At 54.9% G+C, this 22,697-nt stretch carries 23 protein-coding genes; 12 read left to right on the top strand and 11 right to left on the bottom strand.

Going from position 1 to position 22,697, the window contains the following annotated elements; all coding sequences use genetic code 11:
• Positions 1-71 precede the first annotated feature (71 nt).
• From phnK to phnC, 9 genes are all read right to left on the bottom strand, one after another.
• Positions 72-830 (bottom strand): phosphonate C-P lyase system protein PhnK, encoded by a 759-nt coding sequence (gene phnK / locus AAE045_RS03620; protein WP_455546497.1) that lies wholly within the window; start codon positions 828-830, stop codon positions 72-74.
• Positions 827-1,672 carry an alpha-D-ribose 1-methylphosphonate 5-phosphate C-P-lyase PhnJ gene (locus tag AAE045_RS03615; RefSeq protein ID WP_271131239.1) on the bottom strand — a complete coding sequence of 282 codons (846 nt, stop codon included), beginning with the start codon at positions 1,670-1,672 and terminating at the stop codon, positions 827-829. The genes phnK and AAE045_RS03615 overlap by 4 nt, the downstream gene beginning before the upstream one ends.
• On the bottom strand, positions 1,665-2,729 hold the full coding sequence (locus AAE045_RS03610; RefSeq protein WP_455546496.1) for a carbon-phosphorus lyase complex subunit PhnI: 1,065 nt from the start codon (positions 2,727-2,729) through the stop codon (positions 1,665-1,667). Before AAE045_RS03610 ends, AAE045_RS03615 begins: the two co-directional genes overlap by 8 nt.
• The gene (gene phnH, locus AAE045_RS03605) at positions 2,729-3,313 is read right to left on the bottom strand and encodes a phosphonate C-P lyase system protein PhnH (protein ID WP_455546495.1); all 585 of its coding nucleotides are present in this window, start codon (positions 3,311-3,313) and stop codon (positions 2,729-2,731) included. Before phnH ends, AAE045_RS03610 begins: the two co-directional genes overlap by 1 nt.
• Positions 3,310-3,771, bottom strand: a complete 462-nt coding sequence (gene phnG / locus AAE045_RS03600) for a phosphonate C-P lyase system protein PhnG (RefSeq protein WP_455546494.1) — start codon at positions 3,769-3,771, stop codon at positions 3,310-3,312. The genes phnH and phnG overlap by 4 nt, the downstream gene beginning before the upstream one ends.
• Complete coding sequence (phnF, locus tag AAE045_RS03595; protein WP_202305334.1) at positions 3,772-4,497, bottom strand: phosphonate metabolism transcriptional regulator PhnF; 726 nt, start codon at positions 4,495-4,497, stop codon at positions 3,772-3,774.
• A 99-nt stretch (positions 4,498-4,596) separates the two neighbouring features.
• Positions 4,597-5,379, bottom strand: coding sequence for a phosphonate ABC transporter, permease protein PhnE (gene phnE, locus AAE045_RS03590; protein ID WP_455546493.1), 783 nt, complete (start codon positions 5,377-5,379; stop codon positions 4,597-4,599).
• A gap of 94 nt (positions 5,380-5,473) precedes the next feature.
• Positions 5,474-6,490: a phosphonate ABC transporter substrate-binding protein gene (phnD, locus tag AAE045_RS03585; protein WP_455546492.1), complete on the bottom strand. Its 1,017-nt coding sequence runs from the start codon at positions 6,488-6,490 to the stop codon at positions 5,474-5,476.
• Between the two features lie 27 nt (positions 6,491-6,517).
• Positions 6,518-7,300 carry a phosphonate ABC transporter ATP-binding protein gene (gene phnC, locus AAE045_RS03580; protein WP_455546491.1) on the bottom strand — a complete coding sequence of 261 codons (783 nt, stop codon included), beginning with the start codon at positions 7,298-7,300 and terminating at the stop codon, positions 6,518-6,520.
• A gap of 198 nt (positions 7,301-7,498) precedes the next feature.
• Here phnC and AAE045_RS03575 point away from each other — a divergent pair, with 198 nt between their 5' ends.
• The 10 genes from AAE045_RS03575 to AAE045_RS03530 all read left to right on the top strand — a co-directional run bounded on the left by AAE045_RS03575 (position 7,499) and on the right by AAE045_RS03530 (position 17,796).
• Positions 7,499-8,713, top strand: a complete 1,215-nt coding sequence (locus AAE045_RS03575) for a phospholipase effector Tle1 domain-containing protein (RefSeq protein ID WP_455546490.1) — start codon at positions 7,499-7,501, stop codon at positions 8,711-8,713.
• A gap of 460 nt (positions 8,714-9,173) precedes the next feature.
• Positions 9,174-9,779 (top strand): tyrosine-type DNA invertase, encoded by a 606-nt coding sequence (locus tag AAE045_RS03570; protein ID WP_455546489.1) that lies wholly within the window; start codon positions 9,174-9,176, stop codon positions 9,777-9,779.
• 287 nt (positions 9,780-10,066) lie between these two features.
• Entirely contained in the window at positions 10,067-10,672 is a 606-nt protein-coding gene (locus AAE045_RS03565) for a tyrosine-type DNA invertase (protein ID WP_455546488.1), read from the top strand.
• 476 nt (positions 10,673-11,148) lie between these two features.
• Entirely contained in the window at positions 11,149-11,697 is a 549-nt protein-coding gene (gene fimA, locus AAE045_RS03560) for a type 1 fimbrial major subunit FimA (RefSeq protein ID WP_455546487.1), read from the top strand.
• A gap of 74 nt (positions 11,698-11,771) precedes the next feature.
• Entirely contained in the window at positions 11,772-12,314 is a 543-nt protein-coding gene (locus AAE045_RS03555) for a fimbrial protein (protein WP_455546486.1), read from the top strand.
• 28 nt (positions 12,315-12,342) lie between these two features.
• Entirely contained in the window at positions 12,343-13,047 is a 705-nt protein-coding gene (locus AAE045_RS03550; protein WP_455546485.1) for a fimbrial biogenesis chaperone, read from the top strand.
• A gap of 86 nt (positions 13,048-13,133) precedes the next feature.
• Positions 13,134-15,767, top strand: a complete 2,634-nt coding sequence (locus tag AAE045_RS03545) for a fimbrial biogenesis usher protein (RefSeq protein ID WP_455546484.1) — start codon at positions 13,134-13,136, stop codon at positions 15,765-15,767.
• A gap of 10 nt (positions 15,768-15,777) precedes the next feature.
• Positions 15,778-16,299, top strand: coding sequence for a type 1 fimbrial adaptor subunit FimF (fimF, locus tag AAE045_RS03540; RefSeq protein WP_455546483.1), 522 nt, complete (start codon positions 15,778-15,780; stop codon positions 16,297-16,299).
• A gap of 14 nt (positions 16,300-16,313) precedes the next feature.
• Positions 16,314-16,814 carry a type 1 fimbrial minor subunit FimG gene (gene fimG, locus AAE045_RS03535; protein ID WP_455546482.1) on the top strand — a complete coding sequence of 167 codons (501 nt, stop codon included), beginning with the start codon at positions 16,314-16,316 and terminating at the stop codon, positions 16,812-16,814.
• 19 nt (positions 16,815-16,833) lie between these two features.
• A complete protein-coding gene (locus AAE045_RS03530; protein WP_455546481.1) occupies positions 16,834-17,796 on the top strand; it encodes a fimbrial protein in 963 nt (320 codons plus the stop codon).
• 51 nt (positions 17,797-17,847) lie between these two features.
• On the opposite strand, the gene yjdN is transcribed toward AAE045_RS03530, so the two are convergent.
• Positions 17,848-18,288: a VOC family metalloprotein YjdN gene (yjdN, locus tag AAE045_RS03525; protein ID WP_455546480.1), complete on the bottom strand. Its 441-nt coding sequence runs from the start codon at positions 18,286-18,288 to the stop codon at positions 17,848-17,850.
• A gap of 128 nt (positions 18,289-18,416) precedes the next feature.
• On the bottom strand, positions 18,417-18,752 hold the full coding sequence (locus AAE045_RS03520) for a zinc ribbon domain-containing protein YjdM (RefSeq protein WP_271130076.1): 336 nt from the start codon (positions 18,750-18,752) through the stop codon (positions 18,417-18,419).
• Between the two features lie 631 nt (positions 18,753-19,383).
• On the opposite strand from AAE045_RS03520, the gene crfC reads away from it, so the two are divergent.
• On the top strand, positions 19,384-21,750 hold the full coding sequence (gene crfC, locus AAE045_RS03515; protein WP_455546479.1) for a clamp-binding protein CrfC: 2,367 nt from the start codon (positions 19,384-19,386) through the stop codon (positions 21,748-21,750).
• Positions 21,747-22,622 carry a diguanylate cyclase regulator RdcB family protein gene (locus AAE045_RS03510; protein WP_455546478.1) on the top strand — a complete coding sequence of 292 codons (876 nt, stop codon included), beginning with the start codon at positions 21,747-21,749 and terminating at the stop codon, positions 22,620-22,622. Before crfC ends, AAE045_RS03510 begins: the two co-directional genes overlap by 4 nt.
• Positions 22,623-22,697 lie beyond the last annotated feature (75 nt).

Here is a 22,697-nt window from a genome sequence, read left to right as displayed (position 1 = left end):
TGAAATGGTTGCTATCACGTCGGATGGCGGCTGGCGCCTTATCCGATCTACTGGTGCGCCATCCGGCAAAATCAGTTCTGCAATACCGATGACACCAGCAGCTGGGTGTAAGAGTGGTGCGGATCGTCCAGCACGCGGTCGGTCAGCCCGCTCTCCACCACCTGGCCCTGCTTCATCACCAGCAGCCGGTCGGCCAGCAGGCGCGCCACGCCCAGGTCGTGGGTGACAATCACCACCGCCAGGTTCAGCTCCCGCACCAGGCTGCGCAGCAGGTCGAGCAGGCGCGCCTGAACCGACACGTCCAGCCCGCCGGTTGGCTCATCCATAAATACCAGCTTCGGATGCGTCACCAGGTTGCGGGCGATTTGCAGGCGCTGCTGCATACCGCCGGAAAACGTCGTTGGCAGGTCATCGATACGCGATGCAGGGATTTCCACCTCTTCCAGCCAGCGCTGGGCCGTGGCGCGGATCTCGCCGTAGTGGCGTGCGCCGGTTGCCATCAGCCGCTCGCCGATGTTGCCACCGGCGGAGACGTGGCGGCGCAGGCCGTCCATCGCATGCTGATGCACCACGCCCCACTCGGTGCGCAGCAGGCGGCGGCGGTCGCCTTCGCTCATGCCGTACAGCGACTCATCCAGATACATCACTTCGCCGTTCTGCGGCGCGAGGCGGGCAGAAATCGACTTTAACAGCGTGGTTTTGCCGGAGCCGGACTCGCCGACAATGCCCAGCACTTCGCCGGGGTAGAGCTCAAACGATACGTCGCTGAAGCCTTTGCCGGGGGCGTAGAGGTGGGTCAGGTTGTTGACCGAAAGGAGTGGCTGGATCATTGGGCGGCGGCCTCGCTGTTCTGGCGGCAGAAATCGGTATCGGAGCAGACGAACATGCGGCTGCCCGCATCGTCCAGCACCACTTCATCCAGGTAGCTGTGGTGCGAGCCGCAGATAGCGCAAGGCTCATCCCACTCCTGAACGGTGAACGGATGGTCGTCGAAGTCGAGGCTCTCCACGCGGGTAAACGGCGGCACGGCATAAATACGCTTCTCGCGTCCGGCGCCGAACAGCTGCAGCGCGGGCATCCTGTCCATCTTCGGGTTGTCGAATTTCGGGATCGGCGACGGGTCCATCACGTAGCGCTCGTTGACCTTCACCGGGTAGGCGTAGGTGGTGGCGATGTGGCCGAAGCGGGCGATATCTTCGTACAGCTTCACCTGCATCACGCCGTACTCTTCCAGCGCATGCATGGTGCGGGTCTCCGTTTCGCGCGGTTCGATAAAGCGCAGCGGCTCGGGGATCGGCACCTGGTAAATCAGGATCTGGTCTTCAGCGAGCGGCGTTTCCGGGATGCGGTGGCGGGTCTGGATCAGCGTCGCGTCTTCCGTGCGCTCGGTGGTGTTCACGCCAGTCACGCGCCTGAAGAAGTTGCGGATCGACACGGCGTTAGTGGTGTCGTCCGCGCCCTGGTCGATGACCTTCAGCACGTCTGCTTCACCAATTACGCTGGCGGTGATCTGAATGCCGCCCGTGCCCCAGCCGTAGGGCATCGGCATCTCGCGTCCGCCAAACGGCACCTGATAGCCGGGAATAGCCACGGCCTTGAGGATGGCGCGGCGGATCATGCGTTTGGTTTGCTCGTCCAGATAGGCGAAGTTGTAGCCGCTCAGGTTAGCCATGGTCGCGCTCCTTAATCAGGCGGTTCAGCAGTTCCAGCTCGGCCTGGAAATCGACGTAGTGCGGCAGCTTGAGGTGCGAGACGAAGCCCGCAGCCTCCACGTTATCCGCGTGCGAGAGCACAAACTCTTCGTCCTGCGCCGGGCCGGCAACGGTTTCGTCGTAGTCCGGGGCCTGCAGCGCGCGGTCGACCAGCGCCATCGCCATCGCCTTGCGCTCGCTCATGCCGAACGCCAGCCCGTAGCCGCGCGTAAAGTGTGGGGCTTCTTCTTCGGGGGCGACAAAACCGTTGACCATTTCACACTCGGTCAGCAGCAGTTCGCCGACGTTCACCGCAAATCCCAGCTCTTCCGGCACGATTTCGATATCAACGTAGCCGCTGCGGATCTCCCCCGCGAACGGGTGATTGCGCCCGTAGCCGCGCTGGGTGGAGTAGGCCAGCGCCAGCAGATAACCTTCGTCGCCGCGCACCAGCTGCTGTAAGCGGGAGGAGCGGGAGCACGGATAAACCGGCGGCTGGCGGGTGATGTCGTCCGGCTGCTCGCCGTTGTCTTCTTCGGCTTTCGCCAGGCCCTGCTTCGCCAGCATGCTGAACACGTGCGGGGCCGGGTCGGCGTGGGTATCGCCCGCTTTTAGCTCCGGGGTTTCACCGTTGGCCAGCAGCGTGAAGTCCAGCAGGCGGTGGGTGTAGTCGTAGGTCGGGCCGAGCAGCTGGCCGCCGGGAATGTCTTTGTAAGTGGCCGAAATGCGGCGCTCCAGCCGCATCTCCGAGGTATTCAGCGGTTCGCTCACGGCTAAACGCGGCAGCGTGGTGCGGTAAGCGCGCAGCAGGAAGATGGCTTCAACCATATCGCCGCTCGCCTGCTTGATGGCAAGGGCCGCGAGTTCACGGTCGGCAATACCACCTTCGGTCATCACGCGGTCTACCGCCAGGCCCAGCTGCTGTTCGATTTGCGCCACGCTCAGCTCGGCGAGGCTCTGTTCACCCCGGCGGTTCAGCTCCTGCAGCGTGTGGGCGGCGGCAATCGCCTTCTCGCCCCCTTTCACGGCGACGTACATCAGCACACCTCCACGTGGGTGGTACGAGGGATAGCCAGCAGGCGCTCGCCGCAGGTGAGGATCAGGTCGATGCCCAGCGGGAACGGATGCGGGCGCTCGGTTAACTCATGGATCACGCAGTCCGGCAGCTGCGGGGCAATCATGCGCTCTTCCTGAATGCCCGCGCCGGTCAGGCGCAGCATGCGGCCTCCGCTCAGGCTGCTGACCTGTAAAATCAGCGTGGCGCTGGTGTCGGGGGCAACGTCCGTTCCCTGGGCCAGGGCATTAAGCTGTTCACCTGAAATACTGACATCGGCTACGGCAAACTGGGCCGTTTCCGGCGTCCGGGCGAGCGGAGCATTGGTATGGAAACGAGCATTTTGCGCGGTGGTTTCGTTGTTCAACGCCTCGCTAATCCACACCGGAGTATCGTTGTCGGCAAGCGTCAGCAGCACGCTGGTGGAGGCGACGTTCAGCGGCGTCCAGCCCTGATGAAGCGAGTGCAGCGCGACGATAACGCCCGGCTCGCTCATGGCTTTTAGCAGGCGACGGAAGCTCTGCTGGGCGTCCTGCACGGGCAGGGTGAAAGCGGTCATTAAGGTCATGCGTTATCTCCGCGAACCAGGGTAAAGAAGTCGACGCGGCTGGTGTTCACCTCGGCGCGTCTTCTGGCAAGGCGCTGCTCCCGGTTAGCCGCCAGCGGCGCAATTAAGGTTTCCTGTAACGTTCTGCGCAGGCTCTCTTCCTGCATCAGCGCGTCGATCGCCGCGCAGCGCTCGGCGTGGGCTTTATCCCGCCCTAATAAATAGCTGTAGCCGTAGGTGCCGTTATCCAGCTGCACAACGGCGCGGGTTATGGTGGCGTCGCCCGCGAAGAAACGTTGCCCCGTTGCGCCCATGCGCGCCTGGATCTGCACTAGTCCCACTTCCGGCTGGCGAATGACCTGATAGACAGGGTTTAGCTTCAGTTCGGCCCAGCGTTCCGCCAGCTCCTGCGGCAGGCAGTGGGCGAGCACGGCCATCCAGTTCTGGCGCTGTGCGATATCTTTTTGCGTGGCGTCCATTTAGTGCTCCATAGTGAATTCGATCATGTCGGCGCGGGTCAGGCTGACGGAGTACTCCGCCGGGTTAGCCTCGCCTTCACGGTGGTTAAGGGTGCGCACGCACAGCAGCGGAGCCATGTTGGGGATCTCCAGCAGGCGGCTCTCTTTGGCCTGCGCGCGGCGGGCGCTGATGCGGGTCTGCGTTCGTTTAAGATGAATGCCGAGCTGGCTGCCGATCACGTCGTGCAGCGATCCGCTGTGGAACTGCTGCAGCGCGGGCCACCACGTCAGGTCGGCAAAGTAGTGGTCGATAAGGCAAACGGCGATGCCGTTAACGCGCCTTAGGGTGCGCAGGTGAATAACTTCTTCGCCTTCGGCTACACCCAGTGCATCGGCAACGTGGCTGGAGGCCGGGCGCAATACGGCAAGTAAGCGCTCGCTGGTGGGGTGGCTGCCCTGGTCGAGCAGGTTCTGGCTGAAGCGCGCCTGGGCGTTCAGCGGGTAGTCGAACGGGCGCATTAAAACCAGCACGCCAACGCCCTGACGGCGCTGCACCCAGCCTTTTTCCACCAGCTGGTCGATGGCGCGGCGCAGGGTGTGGCGGTTGACTTCGTAGCGCGCCGCCAGCTGGCCTTCTGCGGGTAGATAGTCGCCGCAGCGGTAGTTGTTACGCAGCTCCAGCTCAAGCAGGGCGGCGATCTCCTGGTAGCGGGTGGGGTAACTGGTCGGATGTCTGGATAAGTGCATGTCAGTCAATCCTCTGCTTGTTTTTGATTTGTCGGGTGACGCTGCGCTTACCCGACCTACAGCTATCCGTTTTCGTCATCCACGGCATCCTTCGTCCCCTCAAATGAAATGCTTACGCAGACGCTGGGACATGAAATCCAGCAGGCTGACGGTGATGATGATGACGATCATCAGCGCGCAGGTTTGCTGGAACTGGAAGCCGCGAATCGCCTCCCACAGCGTCACGCCGATGCCGCCCGCGCCCACCATGCCGACCACGGTTGCCGAACGGACGTTCGACTCGAAGCGGTAGAGGGAGTAGGAGATCAGCAGCGGCATCACCTGGGGCAGGACGCCGTAAAGGATCTCTTCCAGCTTGTTCGCTCCGGTGGCGCGAATGCCTTCAACCGGGCCGGGCTCGATAGCTTCAACGGCTTCAGAAAGTAACTTCGAGAGCACGCCGGTGGTGTGGATGAACAGGGCCAGCACGCCAGCGAACGGCCCCAGGCCAACGGCGACCACGAACAGCATCGCAAAGACCATTTCGTTGATGGCGCGGCATGCGTCCATCAGGCGGCGCATCGGCTGGTAAACCCACCACGGCACGAGGTTGTCGGCGCACATCAGGCCGCAGGGAATGGACAGTACGATGGACAGGGCGGTGCCCCAGACGGCGATTTGCAGGGTGATGCCCATTTCGCCCAGGTAGACGCGCCAGTCGCTGAAGTCAGGCGGGAAAAAGTCGGCGGCGAAGGTCGCCATATTGCCCGCGTCGCGGAACAGGTTGAGCGGCGCCATTTCCGCGCCCTGCCAGGAGACGGCGAGCACCGCCAGCAAAATCCCCCAGCTTAACAGCGAAAACCAGCTGCGCTTCGGGGCGGCGATTTGGATAGTTTGTTGCATGGTGACTCCGTAAAAGTGTCGCTTTTTGTCGGATGACGCTAACGCTTATCCGACCTGCAGCGGGTGGATAAGCGCTGCGTCATCTACCAAAAAATCACTGCACCGCTTTATTCACGCCGGTCATCGCCGTCAGGGCCGCGGTCAGGCGATCCAGATCGTTAAGCTGGTTTTGCAGCTCGCTGACCTTGCTGACCTTCTCTTTGTCGTCCAGCCCCTTGTTGTCCTTCACGCCCTGCATCTGCTTGAACAGCGCCAGCTGGCGAATCGGCACCAGCTGCAGGTCGCTTGAGGCGCGGAATGGCGCCCAGCCCAGGCGGGTCAGCACGTCTTTCTCTTCCGGGGTTTTGCCGTAGCTCATAAAGAAGTCGTAGATTTTGTCCTTCGTGGCTTCGGAGAGGTTTTTACGCCACACGATAGGGTCGCCCGGGATCAGCGGCGACTTCCAGATCACCTTCAGCGCTTTGAGCTTGTCGGGCGCGGAGGTCTTCAGCTTGTCGAGGTTTTCGGTGTTGTTGGTCGCCACGTCCACCTGCCCGTTGGCGACGGCCAGCGCGTTGGTCTCATGGCTGGCATTCACCGAGCGCTTAAACTCGTTCACGGTGACGTTATTTTTCGCGAAGACGTAGTAGCCGGGGACGAGGTAGCCAGAGGTAGAGTTCGGATCGCCGTTGCCGAAGGTCAGATCCTTGCGTTTGGCCAGCAGATCCTGAAGGTTGTTGATCGGACTGTCTTTATTAACGATCAGCACGCTCCAGTAGCCCGGCGATCCGTCCGCTGCAACGGTCTGGGCGAAGACCTGGCCGTTTGCCCTGTCCACTGCTTCCATCGCGGAAAGGTTGCCGTACCAGGCGATGTCCACTTTGTTAAAGCGCATGCCCTGGATGATCCCCGCGTAGTCCGGGGCGAAGAAAGCGTTCACCTTCATCCCTAGTTTCGCTGACATATCCTTCAGGAACGGCTCCCACTGCGGCTTGAGGTTTTGCTGGGATTCGGTGGAGATAATGCCGAAGTTAATCGATTTTTCCTGTTCATCCGCATGGGCCGGGGCAAACAGGGTGCTGACGCTCAGCAGGCTGGTAAAAGCGAGGGCGGCAACTTTTTTGTAGCTCATGACCATTCCTTAAGGTAGATGAAAATATCAGGCAGCTACCGCGTCAACGCGGGCGATGCTGCGGTAGAGATTCCCCAGCCGTTCGCTGTCGAACGCCGAGCTGCTTCCGTCGTAAAACACGTGCCCCTGGCGCAGCGCGACTATGCGTTCGCAATAGCGCAGGGCGTAATCCACCTGATGCAGCGTCACCACCACGGTAATGCCGTCCAGGCGGTTAATGTCGTGCAGCGTTTCCATAACGATGCGGGCGGATTCCGGGTCGAGAGAGGCGATTGGCTCGTCGGCGAGAATGACTTTTGCCTGCTGCATCAGCGCGCGGGCTATCGCCACGCGCTGCTGCTGCCCACCGGACAGGGTGGAGACTCGCTGATAAGCCAACTGCGCCATGCCGACGCGGGTCAGCGCCTGCAAAGCTCGTTGCTTTTGTTCCCGGGTGAATAATTTCAGGCAGGTGCGCCAGAAGGGGGTAGAGCCCAGCGCGCCAATCAGCACGTTTTCCAGCACCGTCAGGCGGTTAACGAGGTTGAACTGCTGGAAGATGTAGCCGGTGTGAGCGCGGCTTTTGCGGATATCGCTCGCCAGGCGGCCTGCCTTTTGCACGGTGCGGCCAAGCAGCTCGACGTGGCATTCTGCGGTTCTGTCAGACGTTATCAGCCCGCTCAGGTGGCGTAACAGCGTCGATTTACCCGAGCCGGAAGGCCCCAGCAGCGCCACCATCTCACCTTCGCAGACCTGCAAATCCACCGCGTTCAGCGCCTGGTGGTGGTTGAAGGTTTTGCTCAGCTTGTTGACGCGAATAATTGTTTGCATTGGCGGCCTCCATAAAAGTTGCCCCATGGTGCCGATGAAATGTGACGCTTTTGTTAAGTATTGGTTTCTAAAAGATGAAGAGTGAGGAGGGCGCCGACGGCCAGCCAGAAGTCATCAGCCTAATCAGCTATTTGTCGTATTGCGGGACGGGGCGTTTTTGCCTTTTCTTAAAGGATTCCTTCTGGGCGAGGAACACACATGGGGAAAAATATAATTTTCTGTGCCGACGGCACATGGAGCCCACCCGGCGTCGATGAGCTTCCGGACGATGAGCTGGTGGTCAGCAATGTCTATCAGCTGTTCGTTGATATGAAAGGGGTGGGGGATAAGCAGAGCCTGCTGCTGGCTAACGAACAGGAGAAATTCTGGCTGGACGGCAGCGGGCAGGTGGCGCAGGTCGCGAAGTACATTCACGGCGCGGGGGATCCGCACAACAGCTTCGTAAAGCTGCTCGGCGGCACTTTCGGCGCCGGTATGATCGCACCGATTATTCGGGGATATACCTTTCTGAGCCGCCACTGGGAGCCGGGGGACCGCATCTATCTGGTTGGCTTCAGCCGCGGCGCTTACACGGCCCGCGCGCTGGCGAATATGATTATTGACCGCGGGCTGCTCAACCGGGACAGGCTGCATCTTGATGAGCGCCACAAAGAAGAGGCCTGGCGGATGGCGGCGTCCGTCTGGGCGCTGCACCGCGCGCATACACCGGGTGTGAGCAGTAATCTGCTGGGCGCGGTGCTGCGGGATTTCCCTGCTTTCTTCTGCGACAGCGTTGACCCGCTCTGCATGACGTCCAGCGTGCCGGTGGAAGCCGTGGCGGTGTGGGAAACGGTGGGGCATCTGGGGATCCCAAAATACCTTAACGATAAGCGGATGGACGTTTTTCGCTTTACGGACAACGTGCTGCACGCCCGCGTTAAATACGGATTGCAGGCGATTGCCATCGACGAACAGCGCGTCGATTTTACTCCTGCCGTCTGGGACAACCGGGACCGCATCGTGCAGGTGCTTTTCCCCGGCATTCACCAGGACGTGGGAGGAGGCTACAGCTGCTGCGAAGACGAGTGCGGGCTGTCGAACGGGGCGTATCTGTGGATGCATGACGCGCTGGACGATTTGGGGATGCATCTTGCGCCCAGCGAGGTGAAAGCCGATCCCCTGGGGCGTCTGCACTGCGAGTGGTATCCGCCAACGACCTGGCAGCGAATATCCCCAAGAAGGCTGCCCGCGCCGCTGTCTTCGTCAATGATGATCCATTATTCGGCGGTAGACCGCTACAGGTCCGGGGTGCCCGTGCCCTGGCAGTCGGCGCAGGGGGGAGAGTGGCTTAACGGGAGATATCTGCCCGCCTCACTGCAAAGTTACTTGCTGCATGCTGGCGAGGTGCCGCGAGAATGGGCGGTATCGCGGTAGAGTATGGTGACTGGCAGAGCGGTTCTGAATTATAAGTTCAGGCGCTTTTACTTTGACAAATATAATTTCGATGAATGCTATAGCCATTATTCATGGATAGCATTCTTTTTATTCATCTTTTTCCGCTTTTTTTTGCTTTGCATCGTTATTCATATGAAGTAGTCTGCTTGAGTTTTATTTTGAGATTAATCCTATGAATAAGTCATAATTTTGTTAAAAAACGACGGCGGCTAATTGTAAAAGATAATTATTCACAAAGTTCACATGTAAAATATTGACGAGATAATGTTAAGGATCTGGTTGGTAAGTTTTATATTCATTACTGAAAAGCAATGATTTTTATTGAGGTTCAGAAAGGCGGGAATTTATATTTTATCCCTTTAAGGGTCTGGCAGATATTACAGAAAGTGTTTGCTGTTTCTGAGTGTTTCTAATCGCGAAATTACATTGAGATAATGTTTTGGATAAGAATTATTGTGTCAGAAAACGGAGCTATCTGAATCAGACTGAAATTGGAGCTTTACTCGCCGCCACGCAAAAGGGCGATCATGCAATCCGCAATTATAGCCTGGTACTGACTTGCTTTATTCATGGTTTGCGCGCGAGTGAGATTTGTAGATTACAGCTTTCGGATATCGATCTCGAATCAAAGTGCATTTACATTCGGCGACTTAAAAATGGGTTTTCAACAACTCATCCTTTACTGGAAAAGGAGATCCAGGCGCTAAAAAACTGGCTCGCGGTTCGTGCTAATTATCCTCAGTCGGGCAGCGAATGGTTATTTTTATCCCGCAAGGGGAATCCTGTCTCCCGGCAGCAGTTCTATCAGATCATCGTTTCTTGTGGTGAGGCTGCGGGAATCCCTCTTGTGACGCATCCCCATATGCTAAGGCACTCCTGCGGTTACGCGCTGGCCAACATGGGAATCGACACGCGGCTAATCCAGGACTATCTGGGGCACCGGAACATTCGTCATACCGTCTGGTATACTGCCAGTAATGCGGGGCGTTTTTATGGCATCTGGGATAACCAGCAGGAGCGGAACCAGTACGCTTTATTTCGTTAAAACCACTCCCTCTCCTTGCCCCGGCCAGGAGAGGCTAAGCATCCTCTTTCGCCTTTCTGCAAACCTTATGTCACGTCAAAATAATGCATTCCCCCGGCCCGGCAAAATTAAAATTTTATAATTGATCAAATATTATTGTTGAAGAGAAAGTTCTTATTTTATCTGAGGAAGCGCTAAAGGATGCGGGTCTTTTCTGGAAATATGACGCTGTAGCAACCGACGAGTCATTACTGCTGCTATGATTATGTTGAAGTGTTAATCAATGTAATTAATCAGGAGCTAATATTATGTCAAGGCGTCGATTTTTAACCGGTAAGGAAGTTCAGGATATGATGACTGCCGTTCGTAATAGGCTAACGGGAGAGCGTGATTATTGTCTCATTTTATTAGCCTTTCGCCATGGTATGCGAATAAGCGAACTGCTTGACCTTCATTATCGTGATTTAGATCTGAATGAGGGCCGAATTAATATTCGCAGGCTTAAAAATGGCTTTTCAACCGTCCATCCCCTGATGCCAGATGAGTGTGACGCAATCAACAGCTGGAGCACGGCCAGGGCGCACTGGAAATCATCAGCGTCCACCGATGCTATTTTTATCTCACAACGCGGCACCCGTCTTTCACGGCAGCAGGCTTATCGAATCATCCGCGTCGCCGGTGAACTCGCCGGTACGGTGACCAAAACGCATCCCCATATGCTTCGTCATGCCTGTGGCTATGAACTGGCAGAAAGAGGAACCGATACCCGTTTAATTCAGGATTATTTAGGCCACCGCAATATCCGGCATACGGTACGTTACACCGCAAGTAACGCAGCCCGTTTTGCCGGGTTATGGGAAAGACAAAGTCTCCATGAAAAATATTCAAGCAAAGAGAAGAGGAAAACCAATTGATTTAATAGGTGAAGCCTAAGGAGTCGAACTGGTCAATTGGGGCCAAACTGACCATACTTTAAAATTAAATGGCTATTTAAAGCAATAGCAAGACGTTATTAATCGTACTGTATTTTTTATCCTTTTGATTTTATATAGCATTCTTGAACTTCCCCCCTAAATAATACATTCACGACACGATTTTTATACGCCTGCTTAAATTTGTCCTGGTGATAATAAAGAAGCTTACATTTTCCCATTATAGAATATAAAACTATAAATATTCGCATGTATAGCTTTATATTCTAATTATATTCATAATTATAAACAATTTAAGCAGATTATAACAAGGAGTCAAAATGGCCCCAATTGACTCATCTTTGCGGTGCCAAATTTGCAGAACCGACGGCTAAATCATTTAGCCGAAAACAGGATGTCGGGATAGCTCTCCGGGGCTGGCCCGTCGGATTTGTAAAATAAACATGTTTAGGAAAAATATGAAAATCAATGTATTAGCACTGTCATTAGTCTCTTCACTTTCTTTATTCTCTCTGGCATCAAATGCATATACTACGACCGTTAACGGTGGAGCAATCCATTTTAAAGGCGAAGTGGTAAATGCTGCCTGCGCAATAGATGCCGGTTCTGCCGATCAAACTATTCAGCTTGGTCAGGTACGTTCAGCCAGACTGGCGACAGCGGGCAGCAACAGCTCTGCCGTTGGGTTCAAAATCCAGCTCAATGATTGTGATACCACCGTTTCGACTAAAGCTGCCGTAGCCTTCACCGGCGTAGCCGTTAGTAGCGCATACGATACGGTTCTGGCTCTGCAGTCTTCCGCTGCTGGTAGCGCAGGCAACGTAGGCGTTCAGATTCTTGACGGCCAGGGCGTGGCGCTGAAGCTGGATGGCGCGACCTTCAGTAATCCAGTCACCCTGAATGATGGGACCAGTATCCTGCCATTCCAGGCGCGCTATTACGCCACCGGTGCCGCAACGGCAGGTACTGCAAACGCAGACGCAACGTTTAAAGTTCAGTATCAGTAAAAGTTTCAGCAGTGCAGGGACGCGTTAAGGGCCAGGATGGCCCGTTTAATGAAACTGATTAGGATGAGCAGGACATGATGTTAAGGATAATATCGGGTCTGTCATTGGTGCTGGCATCAGCGTGTGTGCTGGCAGGCAGCTACAGCGGTGACACGCTCTCCGGCGGAGTGATGTCCTTTCAGGGAGAGGTTATTGCCGAAACCTGCCGCGTCGTCTCTCAGAACGGCCAGTTGGTTATTCCTCTTGGGCTGGTAATCCACAGCCAGTTTCATACTTTAGGTGAGGATGTTAACCCGACGCCTTTCGATATTTATCTTGAAGAGTGTAGCTCCGAGGTCAGCCAGCGTGTCAGCGTGGGCTTTCGGGGAATAGCTAATGCTAATAATCCGGATCTCCTTTCTATTAATGCTGGGCACGATGCCGCGCAGGGCGTGGGCGTAGCGCTATATAACGAACGGGGGCAACTTATTCCACTGAATAGTGAGCCTCGAAACGGGACAAAACCCGGTGCCGGAGCGGTGAAGTTACACTTCGTGAGTAAATATCGATCCACTCGGCTACCTGTGACAGACGGATTAGCACATGCACAGGCTATGTTTTTATTGACGTATCAATAAATGGATAACAGAAGGAATTTAAGGAAAAATGAACAAGACAATGGAATGGCTGGCTTCTTTCCCGGTGATGATATTAATGGCACTGAGCATCGGCTGTGTTTCCCAGGCACAGGCAAGCGTTGCTCTGGGAGCCACTCGCGTTATCTATCCGGCCGATCAAAAGCAGGTCAAATTGCCGGTGACCAACAATGACGAAATGAGCACGTTTCTTATTCAGTCATGGATAGAAAATGCGGACGATAAAAAAGATGGGCGGTTCCTTATTACGCCACCGCTGGTTGCTATGAAAGGCAAAAAGGAAAATACCTTACGCATCGTTAATGTATCAAATAAACAGCTGCCGCAGGATCGGGAAAGCCTCTTCTGGATTAACGTTAAGGCAATACCCGGCATGGATAAAGCAAGCGAAAATAAGAATACGCTGCAGCTGGCAATTATCAGCCGGATTAAACTGCTCTACCGACCGGTTAATCTTTCTCTGCCGCCGGATCAGGCTGCCGAAAAATTACGTTTCAAGCGTGCCGCAGGGCAATTATCCCTTATCAATCCCACGCCCTATTTCCTGACGGTTACGGAACTGTATGTCGGCAATACGGAACTGGAAGGGACGTTAGTGCCGCCGATGGGGGAAATTACCGTAACTCTGCCTGCGAATGCCGGACGCGATATCTCATACAAAACGATTAATGACTACGGGGCGCTGACGCCAAAATTGAAAGCCATTATGCAATAGGAGTGCAGCGTTGACGACCGCGTCAACACTTGTCTGAAGAACCGCAAAAAGACAACCGGGCGAAGTGAATCGAACCGGAGGGAAATATGTCAGATTTAAACCATGGAGCGGGCTCTTTTAGTCCCAGAAATACCTTTTTTTGTCCGAAACTGGCTGGCGGCCAGCTTACATTGACGGTCTTAACGGTGCTCTCCGTCATGCAGGCTTCTACGGCAATGGCAGAAGTGTTTTTTAACCCACGCTTTTTGTCGCAGGATCCTTCTGAGGTCGCCGATTTATCAGGTTTCTCCCAGGGGCAGGAAGTTCCCCCTGGTATCTATCGCGTTGATATTTATTTGAATGATGGGTTCAGAACGACCAGGGATGTCTCCTTTCAGGCCGATGAGGGCGTTCAGGGGCTCGTTCCCTGTCTGACAAAAAGCCAGCTCAGCGCGTTAGGCGTAAATATTTTTGCGCTTAAAGGCGCGGACTCCGTGGCCGACGATGTCTGCGTGTCGCTGATGACGCTGATCCCTGCCGCAACCACGCTTTTCGACGTGGGCGAACAGCGCCTGTCAATTACCATACCGCAGGCCTATATGGGCAACCACGCCAGGGGATTTATCCCCCCGGAGCGGTGGGATAACGGGATTACCGCAGCGCGTGTGAATTACACCATGACGGGTAATAGCTCACGCAATCAAAGCGGCGAAGACAGCAATTCTGCCTGGCTCAACCTTCAAAGCGGTCTGAATTATGGCCCATGGCGACTGAGAGATAACTCGACCTGGAGCTACAGCTCCGGCGGCTCGACCGAGAGCCGCAGCTCGTGGCAGCACGTTAATAGCTGGCTTGAACGAAACTTTACTTCTATTAATTCGCGACTGACGTTAGGTGACAGCTATACCCCCACCGACATCTTCACCGGCGTAAATTTTCGCGGCTTACAGCTGGCCTCTGACGACAATATGTTGCCAGACAGCCTGAGAGGCTTTGCCCCGGTGGTACATGGCATTGCCCGGGGTACGGCCCAGGTCTCTATTCGGCAAAATGGTTACGAGATCTACCAGACGACGGTTCCGCCAGGTCCCTTTACCATCAACGATCTGTATGCGACGGGGAGCGGTGGCGATCTGAACGTTACGATTAAGGAAGCGGACGGGAGTACTCAGGCCTTTAGCGTGCCTTTCTCTTCGGTACCGGTTTTACAGCGTGAAGGGTATACCCGATACGCTTTGACCCTTGGCGAGTATCGCAGCGGCAGCAACGAACAGGATACGCCGGGCTTTCTGCAAAGTACCGTCATGCGCGGTATGGGGGCAGGCTGGACCCTTTACGGTGGCGCTCAGCTGGCGGACAAATACCGGGCCTACAACCTTGGCATCGGGAAAAATATGGGTGTCCTGGGTGCCCTGTCGCTGGATGTTACCCAGGCGAATGCCCGGCTGCCGGATGACAGTGACCACCAGGGCCAGTCGATGCGTTTTCTGTACAACAAATCGCTGAGCGATCTGGGTACCAACTTTCAGCTGATAGGCTACCGCTATTCCACCAGTGGCTATTTCAACCTGGCGGATACGGCCTACCGTAAAATGAAGGGTTACAGCGTCGAGGGACAGGACGGCACCATCAATGTTGAGCCCGTCTTTACCGACTACTACAACCTTGCCTATAACCGCCGTGGACAGATCCAGGCAAGCGTGACCCAGCAGGTGAGCAGCCAGATAACACTGTACCTGAATGGAAATCGTCAGAGCTACTGGGGCACCGACAATTTGGATCGGCAGATTCAGGCCGGCGTTAATTTTGCGGTGGATGATATTAACTGGATGGCCAGTTACAGCATGACCAAATCGGCCTGGTTTCAGGAGCGGAACCAGCTGGTATCGCTCAATGTGAGCATTCCGTTTAGCCACTGGCTACGCTCAGACAATAAATCAGTCTGGAAGAACGCCAGCGTAAATTACAACATGACGGATGACCTCAATGGGCAAATGACAAACCTGGTGGGGCTCTACGGCACGCTGTTGGCGGACAATAATCTGAGCTACAGCGTACAGACGGGCTATACCAAAGGAGGCACCGGGAACTCTGGTGACACCGGCTTTGCGGCACTCGACTATAACGGAACCTATGGCAATGCAAACGTCGGCTTTAGCCGCAGCAGGACCTACAACCAGACCTACTTTGGGGTGAGCGGGGGGATCCTGGCGCATGAAAACGGCGTGACCTTCAGTCAGCCGCTGAACGACACCGTTATCCTCATTCAGGCCCCTGGCGCTGACAATGTAAAGGTGGAAAACCAGACGGGCGTGACGACCGACTGGCGAGGCTACGCCGTATTGCCCTACGCCACGGAGTACAGAGAGAACCGTATTGCGCTGGATGCCAATACTCTTGCGGATAACGTCGACCTGGAGGATACCGTGGCAAGCGCCGTTCCTACCCGGGGCGCAATAGTGCGGGCAAACTTTCGTTCTCACGTAGGCATGAAGGCCGTGCTCACGCTGACTTATAAAGGTAAGCCTTTGCCCTTTGGGACAATCGTCACCACAGGGGACAGTGAGTCAGGCAGCATTGTGGCAGATAACGGTCAGGTCTATCTCACCGGGCTGCCATTATCGGGCAAGTTGCTGGCGAAATGGGGGGAAGACGCGGATAAGCAGTGTACGGCCTCCTATCAGCTCCCTGCTGAGAGCATCACGCAGGCGCTGAGTGAAGCATCGTTCATCTGCAAATAAGGGACTTATGATGATGGCAAAACGTTTGTTATTGCTTATCGCACTGCTGCCTCACGCTGGTTTTGCTGCGGACAGCTCGATATCAATTACCGGCTCGTTAAAAAGCAACACCTGCACCGTTTCGGGCGATTCAAAAGATTTGACGGTCAATCTACAGGAGAGCATGACGAAGCAGTTCAGGGCGAAAGGAAATAAGGGCTCGATGATGCCCTTCAGCATCATTCTTGATTCATGCGGCGGTTTTGCAACGGCGGTGAAAGTAAGTTTTACCGGCGTATCGGATATTAACGCGCCGGGCTTGCTCAAGCTGGATCCGATCCGGGGAAATGCGTCAGGCGTTGGAATACAGCTTCTAAATAGCAGTAAGGAAGTGATTCCGTTGAATGCAGCATCAGCCACGCTGAACTGGCAGACCCTCGAACCGGGAAAAAAGAACGCTTTAATTTTTTATGCGCAATTGATGGCCATAAAGATTCCCGTCACCGCGGGCCACGTCAGTTCATCCGCTAATTTCATACTAGAGTTTCAATAGAAAAAGGAGTTTCTATGTTTAAAGTCATATCTGGATTAATGACCGGGCTACTGTTTGCAGGCTTACCAGCGGCACAGGCTGCAGATTCCACTATCACGGTTTCCGGGCGAATAGTCTCAATGCCCTGCGTCGTGTCGACAAAGAACGCAACGATCAATATGGGGGATCTGCCGGCATCGGATTATACCCGCGCAGGTTCCGCGTCAAAATGGTTTGCCGTAACGATGAATCTGAGTAGCTGCCCGGCGGGTACCAGCAGCGTTAAAGCAACATTTAGCGGCACGGCAGATGCTACCGGTTATTATAAAAACCAGGGGAGCGCCGGGAATATTCAGCTGCAAATACAAGACGAAAAAAGTATTAACCTAAATAACGGCTCCTCTAAACAGGTTGCGGTAAATACCACTACCAAAGCGGCTGTTTTTCCGCTCTGGGTCCGTGCTGTTTCTGTAAGCGGAGGCGCAGTTCAGGGAACCATTCAGTCAGTGATAAGTATCACTTATACCTATTCTTGACGGTCAGGGAAGATTATCAATGAAAAGCTGTCCGAAGAAATTCCCCCAGGGTGCTAAAACCCTGGTTCAGCTGTTTGTATTATTGCCGTGTTTACTGGGTTTTTCGGCGAACGGCTGGGCGTTTGGCTGCTGGGCCTCGGGTAAGTTTTATGAATACACGGCCGGTAACGCTACGGTAGATATCTACGTCGATGTTGTTCCCAGCACTGCCGGAGGCAAAGTGTTAGTGGTTGATCTTGGCCAAAGCATTACTTGTATCAATCAGCTGCCGGATTATCGACTGGACTATGTCAGTTTAACCTCGGGATCGGCCTATGGTGGGGCCTTAAATAATTATAAAGGCTACCTGGAATATTTTGGCGAACGCTATGACTTCCCGCTCAATTCGCCAACAAGAACCCGGGCGTTTGTTGGCAGAGCGAATGCAACCCAACGCTGGGATGTAAAACTTTATCTGACCCCCATCTCCGTAGCGGGTGGCGTCACTCTCCAGGCAGGCGCCTATTTTGCGACATTTGTATTAAAACAGCTGGGAACTGAATCAGATGGTACTGGTGTTGAAAATCTCATCTTTACCTGGCGGCTGCATACAAAAAAACAGGTGGTCGTCCCGACTGGCGGCTGCGAGGTGAATTCGCGTAACGTGAATGTGATGCTGCCCGATTATCCCGGTGATTCAGCGATCCCTTTATCCGTAAAGTGTGGCATGCGCCAGAAGCTTTCTTACTATTTGTCAGGAACGACAGTCGATTCTCAGCGCACCGTTTTCAAAAACGTCGCGTCAAAAAATGCAGCGCAGGGGATTGGCATACAGATAGCCGACAGCAGCGGCGCTATCCCGACGAATCGGACCGTTTCTCTGGGGACTGTGGCAGGCGCGTACAAATCTTTGGGGTTAAAAGCTTCTTACATGAAAACGGGCGGTCAGGGTTCGGCAGGGAATGTTCAGGCGGTTGTCGGCGTCACGTTTGTTTATGAATGAAAAACTTAAGGCTTGCCGCAGCAAGCCTTAATTATTCCACGGGTAAAAGAGTTACATCGGCTTCTCGACATTCACCATCCAGGGAATGCCGTATTTATCCGTTAACATGCCAAATCCTTTTGCCCAGAAGGTTTCTCCCCACGGCATGGTGACGTCGCCGCCCGCCGCAAGATTATTAAACCAGCGCTCTCCTTCCGCGAGATCTTTTGACGAAAGGCTGAGGGAATATCCCGTGTGTTTGACTTTATCAGCACACATATTCCCGTCGCTCATCATCACTTCACCGTCACCAATACGCACGCTGGCATGCATGATTTTATCATCCGGCCAGTTGAATCCGCTGGCGCAGCCTTCTGCTTCTGCGGTTTCGCCATCTTTCGGCATTTCGCCGAAGGTCATTTTAAAAAGCAGTTCGGCACCCATCGCCTGCTGATAAAAAGCAATGGCTTCCTCACAGGTACCGTCGAAAAAGATATAGGGACTGACAGACATAAGCCTTTCCTCAATGGGGAACAGGGGCCTATGAAGTGTAGCTGTCGGATTTGGGGCAAGCCAGGCGGGGCGGTGATTTACGCAGGGTGGATAAGCGAAGCGCCATCCACCTACAAAATTGAAAACCTTTAGTTTTTCTTCACAAACTCAGATTTCAGCTTCATCGGGCCAAAACCATCAATTTTGCAGTCGATATTGTGGTCGCCTTCCACCAGGCGAATGCCTTTCACTTTGGTGCCGATTTTCAGCATGGAAGAGCTGCCTTTCACCTTAAGGTCTTTGACCACGGTGACGTTATCGCCGTCGGCAAGCAGGTTGCCGTTTGCGTCTTTCACGATGAGTTCGTCCGCATCCTGCGCAGGCGCTGCGTCGTTCCATTCATGCGCACATTCCGGGCAAACATACATACCGTTATCTTCATAGGTGTATTCGGAATTGCATTGTGGGCAATGAGGGAGTTGCATATCAGTAACCTCGAACATAAGTAATTTGGGAAAATGACTGAAAATCAGGGGTTTCATTAACAATTGAGACGAACCGCTGAAAAGTATCAGGATTATACATCAAATCCCTACGGTTGTAGGGATTATTCGGCAGCCCACCGGGGTATGGTAAAGCGCTGTGGCAGGGCGAAAACTACGCAGGAGCGGCTGGGAATTATTCCGCTGACGCTATAATACCCTGAACAGCTTTTAAACATTGGCGATCAATACCTGTTTAATATTGGCAAAAATGAATAAATAAATTGTGCCCGTTGACGCGGCTGTTTTTATTAATTAAAGAATCTGTTAAATTCACGGCATTATTGCCTAGGGATCAAAAAAATGCGCTACGCTATGCGGCACTACGCCCTCTGAGCCCTGCTCTGAGGCGGGTTTTTATGGCGCGCAATATATCCTCACACCAATACATAAAACTTAAAAAAAAGCAATTCCCTGGAATTAAGCGTCATGCTTTTAAACCCAGCTTTGCGAACGGGTGTGGGCAGAACAATAAAATATTTTCCTCACGTAATTATAAAAGCCGGTGGCCGTTGGTTGATAAAAATAATGGCCTTTTAAAAACCGGATAATTTGAGTTAAGGAAAGATTTTTTATGCACACACAAACAATTTTTGAATTAAGTCAGGAGGCGGAGCGGCTATTGCAGCTCGCCCTGATGAATCTTAACGCGTTAAAAAGCATTCCGCTGGCTACGCAGAACGAACAGCACGATCCCTCTTCGCCGCAGGCAGCAAGCGCCGTTCCGCTGCGCTTTAGCACACGGGGTATTCAGGCGCAGCAGGCGATGCTGCAAAACGAGCTGCGCAAGGTGACGCAGAATGAGATGGTGCTGGCGATTGTCGGCACCATGAAGGCGGGAAAATCAACGACCATCAATGCGATTATCGGCACAGAAGTCCTGCCCAACCGCAACAGGCCGATGACCGCTCTGCCCACCCTCATACGCCACACGCCGGGCCAGCGCGAGCCGGTGCTGCATTTTCCGTACGTCCAGCCCATAGAAGCCCTTATGGGGGAGCTGGAGGCGAAGCTGAAGGCTACGCCGCGTGATTTTCTGGCGCAGCAGCTGGAGATCGACCGTGACATGGATGACCTGCTGACGCGCATTGCCAGCGGCGGCACGTTCGAAAAGCATTATCTCGGGGCGCAGCCTATTTTTCACTGCCTGAAAAGCCTCAACGATCTGGTGCGCTTATCCAAAGTGCTGGATGTCGCTTTCCCGTTTAAAGCCTATGCCGCCATCGAGCACGTGCCGGTGATAGAAGTGGAGTTTATCCACCTGGCCGGGCTTGGCAAAGGACACGGACAGCTGACCCTGCTGGACACGCCGGGGCCTAACGAGGCCGGGCAGCCGCACCTGAAAAAGATGCTCCAGGAGCAGTTGGCGCAGGCGTCCGCCGTGCTGGCCATCATGGATTATACCCAGCTGAAATCCATCTCGGACGAGGATGTCCGCCGGGCTATTCTTGGCGTCGGGAAGTCGGTACCGCTGTACGCGCTGGTCAATAAGTTCGATCAAAAGGATCGCAACAGCGATGACGAAACCCAGGTTAAGGCGCTGATTTCCGGCACGCTGATGAAAGGCACCATTGAGCCTGACCACGTATTCCCCGTCTCGTCGATGTGGGGCTATCTGGCTAATCGTGCGCGTTACGAGATTGCCGCGCACGGCAAATTGCCCAATCCCGAAGAGCAGCGCTGGGTGCAGGACTTTGCCGAAGCCGCCCTTGGCCGCCGCTGGCGCAGTGAGGACCTGGACGACGTCGAACACATCCGCCACGCCGCCGACCTGCTGTGGGAGGACTCCATGTTCGCCTCGCCCATCAGCACCATCCTGCATGCGGCCCATGCCAACGCCTCTCTGTACGCGCTCCGGGCCGCCAGCCAGAAAATCCTCGACTACGCCCAGGGCGCGGAAAGCTATCTGAATTTCCGCTGCCAGGGATTGCAGGTCGCCAACGAGAAGCTCGAAGAGAACATCAGCCTGCTGGAAGAGGATATGCAGCTGCTGGAATCAAGCCAGCAGGCCGCCAGCCGCATTATCCGTGAGGACGTCGATAGCGCGCTGACGGCCGTAGCCGGGCTGATTAGCCGCTATGAAAAACGCATCGCTGCCGACATTAACAACTATTTTGAGCTGGGCAGAGTGCAGGAGGACGGAGTGCGCCACGCCTTCAGAATGTCTGCCATACGCAGCCGGGATTTTGAGCCGGGCTGCGAAGCGATAACCGTTGCCGATGAGCAGGCCGCATCGGTGCTGCTGAATAAAATCCGCGCTTCCAGCGACGCTATGATACTGGCGGCCCGCCAGGCGATGAGCGATGAGCTGACGCAGCTGCTGGCCAGGCTCGAACTCTCATTAGTGGAAACATTACGAACGACGCTTAAGCCTGTCGAAACGCGGGTAGCGGACGGCCTGGCTCAGGCAGGATTTCGCGCGCGGATAAGCCTGCCAACGTTGCAGAGCAGCCAGCTAAACTTCGATGCGCAGCATGCCTTTAGCGACGTGATTACCCATCAGGAAATCCCGGTGTCCCAGCTTCGCCGCCAGAGCGGGATGCGCGGCACCGTGGCACGCTGGCTGAACAGCGACGACTGGGGCTGGGAAGGGTATACCGCGAAGCAAAGCCGGTACGTGATTGTTCTGCCGGATCTCCAACATAAGCTGCATCAGGAGGTTGCTGCTTTCCTTGCGCAGTTGAATAAGTCGCTTGTCGCGCAGATCGATGTCTCCGTGATGGCGGGCATGGCGACCTTTTTCGCTGATTTTAGCCGGGCGCTGGAGGCCATTAAAACCAGTCTGCAGCAGAGCCTGACGGCCCGCCAGCAGAACGAAGAGGCGCAGCTGGCGCTGCAGATGCAGCTCACCCAGTGCATAAGAACAACCCGTTATATCTACGAGGATACCCGCTTACTGCGGGACGATATCCAGACGCTTTACGCGGCGGAGCAGCAATGAGCACGTTATTAACCGAAGGTCCGGCCCGTACGCTTGAATGCATCACGGAGAAGTTTGTCGTCGATTTTGCCCAGGGAATTGATACGGCCCGCGACCCGTGGCGCAGCCCGCAGGGAATGGCCTACTACCAGCGGCTGAAAGAGACGTTCATTGGGCAAAACCGACTGCGGCAGTGGGCGATGGACGACGCGTTGCTGGATAACCTGGAAGTGTCCCTCGCCTGGCTTGGGCAGCTGGTGGGCAAGGTGGCGAAAAGCCATCTGGCCACAGCGCTTGTTCACGAGCGAATCAGCCAGATGAACGGCGCGTCTATGCGGGTGGCCTCTTACTCTGCTGAGGCGCGCGGCCAGCTGGCCCTGCTGAAACAGCAGCTCGAACAGCGCCTTCAGAAGGCCGGGAAACAGTTTGAGCAAAATAATCTTTACCTTATGGCAACCGTGCACTGCGAACAGGTCTTCGCTCGCTGGGGTGCAGGACACTACCAGGCGTTTTCCCCCGCAGGCCGCTGCTATGTCGCTTTGCAGGAGCTACGCTGGGGCGCGTTTGGTGATGCCCTGCGTCACTGCCCGGCAGAACAGGCCGCGCAGCTTCTGGAGCAGGTTCGCAGCCATGCCATAAATCGTCTGGCGGTGGATATCGACGCCTCAACAAGGACGCGTCACTTTTATCATCAGTGGCTGAGCACGCCGCCCGCAGCGGGCCTGATGGAGCATAAAGACGCCCTTATCTGGCTGGGCAACGGCAGCGACAGCGAGCGCCAGCCGGTGAGCTATTCCGTCACGCAAACCTGGCAGGGAATAGCCCTGGGCATGCCGCGTATTTGTTCGGCCATGCGTTTAGGCAGCGCGATGGTGGATGAGGTATTTATTTAAGCGGAGCTTACATTTATATAAAGCTAATGCTGCTTATAATTATCGTTGCGCCTTGTATATAAGAAAAAGATGTGG

The sequence above is a fragment of the Dryocola clanedunensis genome, from assembly GCF_038405435.1.
GTDB lineage: Bacteria > Pseudomonadota > Gammaproteobacteria > Enterobacterales > Enterobacteriaceae > Dryocola > Dryocola clanedunensis_A.
This window is presented reverse-complemented; position numbering and strand designations above follow the sequence as displayed.